Source organism: Bradyrhizobium sp. (assembly GCF_016462955.1).
GTDB lineage: Bacteria > Pseudomonadota > Alphaproteobacteria > Rhizobiales > Xanthobacteraceae > Bradyrhizobium.
In genome coordinates, this window is sequence record NZ_JAEMSD010000321.1 from 4,027 (window position 1) to 8,174 (window position 4,148).

5 protein-coding genes are annotated in these 4,148 nt (G+C 64.8%); 4 read left to right on the plus strand and 1 reads right to left on the minus strand.

All coding sequences use genetic code 11. The annotated features are described in order from the left end of the window. Together JHD07_RS26575 and JHD07_RS26580 are read left to right on the plus strand one after the other, a co-directional pair. The coding region (locus JHD07_RS26575; RefSeq protein ID WP_291627424.1) for an EAL domain-containing protein at positions 1 to 1,012 on the plus strand (1,012 nt) is incomplete at its 5' end. 15 nt (positions 1,013 to 1,027) lie between these two features. Beyond that, on the plus strand, positions 1,028 to 1,882 hold the full coding sequence (locus JHD07_RS26580; protein ID WP_291627425.1) for a TIGR01459 family HAD-type hydrolase: 855 nt from the start codon (positions 1,028 to 1,030) through the stop codon (positions 1,880 to 1,882). A gap of 147 nt (positions 1,883 to 2,029) precedes the next feature. Here the strand turns inward: JHD07_RS26580 and JHD07_RS26585 are convergent, their stop codons facing one another. Then, positions 2,030 to 2,425, minus strand: coding sequence for a response regulator (locus tag JHD07_RS26585; RefSeq protein WP_008567674.1), 396 nt, complete (start codon positions 2,423 to 2,425; stop codon positions 2,030 to 2,032). A 231-nt stretch (positions 2,426 to 2,656) separates the two neighbouring features. Between JHD07_RS26585 and JHD07_RS26590 the strand changes: the two genes are divergently transcribed. Beyond that, positions 2,657 to 3,628, plus strand: coding sequence for a bifunctional riboflavin kinase/FAD synthetase (locus JHD07_RS26590; protein WP_291627435.1), 972 nt, complete (start codon positions 2,657 to 2,659; stop codon positions 3,626 to 3,628). Between the two features lie 203 nt (positions 3,629 to 3,831). Then, on the plus strand, positions 3,832 to 4,148 hold a 317-nt coding region (locus JHD07_RS26595; RefSeq protein ID WP_291627437.1), incomplete at its 3' end, for a class I tRNA ligase family protein.

Consider the following 4,148-nt stretch of genomic DNA (forward strand, 5'->3'; position numbering starts at 1 on the left):
GCCGGTCGCCCCTCCTGTGCTTCCCGCGCCGACGCCAAGCCTTATGCCAAGGCCGACGCCAAGCCCGGCGCCGGCCGCTCAGGCCCAAACCGCCAGCCCGGTTCACGCCGCCAATGGGCGCAACCAGACCCAATTGCTGACGACGCTGCACAATGCAATCGACGAGAACCGCGTCGACATCTTCCTGCAGCCGGTCGTGACGCTGCCGCAGCGTAAGGTACGGTTCTACGAGGCGGTGACGCGCCTGCGCGACGAGCGCGACCAACTGCTTGCCGCCGAGGAGTTCATCAGCATCGCGGAAGCCTCCGGGCTGATCGGGCGCATCGACAACATGGTGATGCTGCGCTGCGTACAGGTGCTGCGGCGCCTGATGGTGCGCAACAAGGACGTCGGCGTGTTCTGCAACGTCGCGGCCTCCACGCTCGGCAATTCCACCACCTTTGCGCAATGCCTCGACTTCCTCGAAGCCAACCGCGCGCTGGCGCCTTCGCTGGTGCTGGAGTTCAAGCAGTCCACCTTGCGCAATCTCGGCCCGGCCGAAACCGAGAATCTCGCCGCATTGGCGCAGCGCGGCTTCCGCTTCTCGATCGACCATGTCACGGATCTGCGCATCGAGCCGCGCGAGCTCGCCGACCGCGGCGTGCGCTTCATCAAGGTGCCTGCCACCTTGCTGCTCGATCCCAAGCAGGCCTCTGCCTCGGACATCCACCCGTCCGACCTATCCGACCTGCTCGGCCGCTTCGGTATCGACCTCATCGCCGAACGGATCGAAGGCGAACGCGCAGTGGTCGACCTGCTCGATTACGACGTGCGGTTCGGACAGGGGTTCCTGTTCGCTCCGCCCCGGCCATTGCGGCCCGAGGGAGCATCTGCTACCGCCGGGGCCGCGCCGAACCAGGCGAAAGACATTCAGGCTCCTCATGGCTCCGCGACACAAAGCTCAGGCGCGACGTCTTCTGCGCCTCCGCCACAACGCATCACCGGGAACGCGGCGCTCGCGCGCCGAATCTAGCCGGCCGCGCGCATCATGACCGCGCTGCATTTCGCCGAAGGCCTGCGCGAGCTCGTGGGCGGTGTGGAGGTCGTGCTCAGCGACATCTGGGGCGTGGTCCATAACGGGCTGGAATCCTTCCCCGAAGCCTGCGAGGCGCTGCACACCTATCGCAGCCGTGGCGGTACGGTGATCCTGATCACCAACGCGCCGCGCCCGGCCGACTCCGTGCAGCGGCAATTGCGCAAGCTCGGCGTTCCCGACGAGACCTATGACGCCATCGTATCTTCAGGCGACCTGACCCGGCTCTATGTCGCCGAGCATCCCGGCCGCAAGATGTTCTGGCTCGGCCCCGAGCGCGACAACTCGATCTATCGGGGCCTCGATGCGGCGACCGCGCCGCTGGAGGAAGCCGATTACATCGTCTGCACCGGTCTCTATGACGACGAGACCGAGACGGCGGAAGACTATCGCGGCATGATGCTCAAGGCGCGCGAGCGCAAGCTGACGCTGGTCTGCGCCAACCCCGATATCGTGGTGGAGCGCGGCGACCGGCTGATCTATTGCGCCGGCGCGATCGCGGAGCTCTACCGCGAGCTCGGCGGCGAGGTGATTTTCTACGGCAAGCCGCACCAGCCGATCTACCAACGCGCCATGGCGCTCGCCGGGGAACGCCAAGGCTACCAGATCGACCGCAAGAAGGTGCTGGCGATCGGAGATTCCGTCCGCACCGACTTAACCGGCGCGCGTGAATTCGGCATCGACTGCCTGTTCGTCACCCGCGGCATCCATGCCGAGGAGTTCGAAGGCCTCGATCAGCTCGACCCGAATTCGGTCATGGAACTGTTCGGCCACCCGCCGAAGGCCTTGATGCGCGAATTGAAGTGGTGATTTTCAAGCTTCGTCAATCCGGGCCAGCGCGCAGCACTTGACCCGGAAATCTCGAGAGTCCGGGTTCGCCCTTCGGGCGCCGCGGAATGACGCAAAACGCCCGGGACGAGCCCGGGCCTTGCGAGTTCAGCCGAAACTCTGGCGCGCTTACGCGCTCGCCATGTCCGGGAAGACCGCCTCGATCTTGGTCTTCAGCGTCGCCGCGTTGAACGGCTTGACGATGTAGTTGTTCACGCCGGCCTTCTTGGCCGCGATCACGTTCTCGGTCTTGGATTCCGCCGTGATCATGATGAACGGCGTGGTGGCGAGGTTCGGATCCGCGCGGACTTCGCGCAGGAGGTCGTAGCCCGTCATCGGCTCCATGTTCCAGTCGGAAATCACGAGCCCGTACTTCTTGCCGCGCATCTTGTTCAGCGCTGCCGAACCATCGCTGGCATCATCGATATTCTCGAAGCCAAGCTGCTTCAGCAGATTCCGGATGATACGGATCATGGTGCTGTAGTCATCCACCACCAGAACCGGCATCGACAAATCAACCGCCATCTCGACTCCCCCAACGCAAACCAAGGACTATTAGGATCGGACCCGCCAAGCCCGGTGCCCGGCAGTTCCACGTCTCAAGCACTAGCATCAAGGCCTTAAACAGCGCGTTAACTGCGGACCCTTCCGAAGGATTGAAATCATGTTCAAGGCCTCCGCTCCGCCCGCTTGACTTCGCAAGGCCGGTCGCGCCACGGTCCGGGCCAGTCCTGCCCCGGTTCGAGAATTCCCCTGATGGCTCCGCCTTTTACCGTTATCCGCGACACCACGCCGGATTCCGCGATTCCGAGGGGCGCCGTGGTCGCCATGGGCAATTTCGATGGCGTTCATCTCGGCCATCGCGCCGTGATCGCGGCTGCCCTGGAGATGGGCCGGACCCATGGCCGCCCCGCGCTGGCATTGACCTTCGAGCCCCATCCGCGGCGGTTTTTCAGCCCCAACACCCCGCAATTCCGCCTGACGGACGAGCGGGCCAAGCTGCGCCTTTTGGCCGGCACCGGGCTTGCGGGGGCGGTGGTGATGACCTTCGACAAGGCACGGGCCGGAACCAGCGCGCAAGATTTCATTCACCATGACCTGATCGGGCGGCTCGGCGTGAGCGGCATCGCCGTCGGCTACGACTTCCATTTCGGCAAGGGGCGGGTGGGCTCGCCGAGCCTTCTCGTCAACGAGGCGCCCCGGCTCGGGATCGAGGTCGACGTGCAACCGCATGTCGACATCGACGAACGGCCGGTGTCCTCCAGCGCGATCCGGATCGCCCTCGCCGAGGGCGAGCTGAACGAGGCCACCACGATGCTGGGCGCGCCCTGGTTCATCACCGGCGAGGTGATCCATGGCGAGAAGCGCGGCCGCGACCTTGGCTATCCCACCGCCAACATTCGCCTCGACGCCAATTGCGGACTGAAGCACGGCATCTACGCGGTGCGGGTCGGCCGGGGGACCGAGCGCCTGGACGGGGTGGCCAGCTTCGGCCGCCGCCCGACCTTCGACAATGGCGCCCCGTTGCTGGAAATCTTCCTGTTCGACTTCAAGGGCGACCTCTACGGGCAGGCGCTCGACTGCGCCTTCATCGGCTTCATCCGCGAGGAGCTGAAATTCGATGGTCTGGAGGCCCTGATCCGCCAGATGGACGACGATTCCGCCCGCGCCCGCGCCATCCTGGCCGCCCATCCGGACGCATTCCCGCGGCTGGGCGTGATTGATTGAGCCCGTCACCGGGCCAACCCGAACCTTTGCGCTTCCTCCGCCCCCCTGCTATGGAGAGCCCATGTTTGCGCGGCGCATCATAGGGATTAGCGGCCCGGCTTCCGCCTGAGCTTCAAGGCTCGGCGCAAGACCGGGATTTCGTCGTTTCACCCGCGATTCCGCATCGCCATCCGTCCCGCGCCCTTTCCGAGCCAGTCAGCCTCATGTCCGAAAAACCGCAAAAGTCCGAAGCCAAGGATTATTCGAAAACCCTGTTCCTGCCGCAGACGGAATTCCCGATGCGCGCCGGCCTGCCGCAGCGCGAGCCGGAGATCCTCAAGCGGTGGTACGAGATCGGCCTCTACGAGAAGCTGCGCCAAGTTGCGAAAGGCCGCGCCAAGTTCGTGCTGCATGACGGCCCGCCCTATGCGAACGGCAACATCCATATCGGCACGGCGCTGAACAAGATCCTCAAGGATCTCGTCACCAAGAGCCAGCAGATGCTCGGCTTCGATTCCAACTACGTGCCGGGCTGGGACTG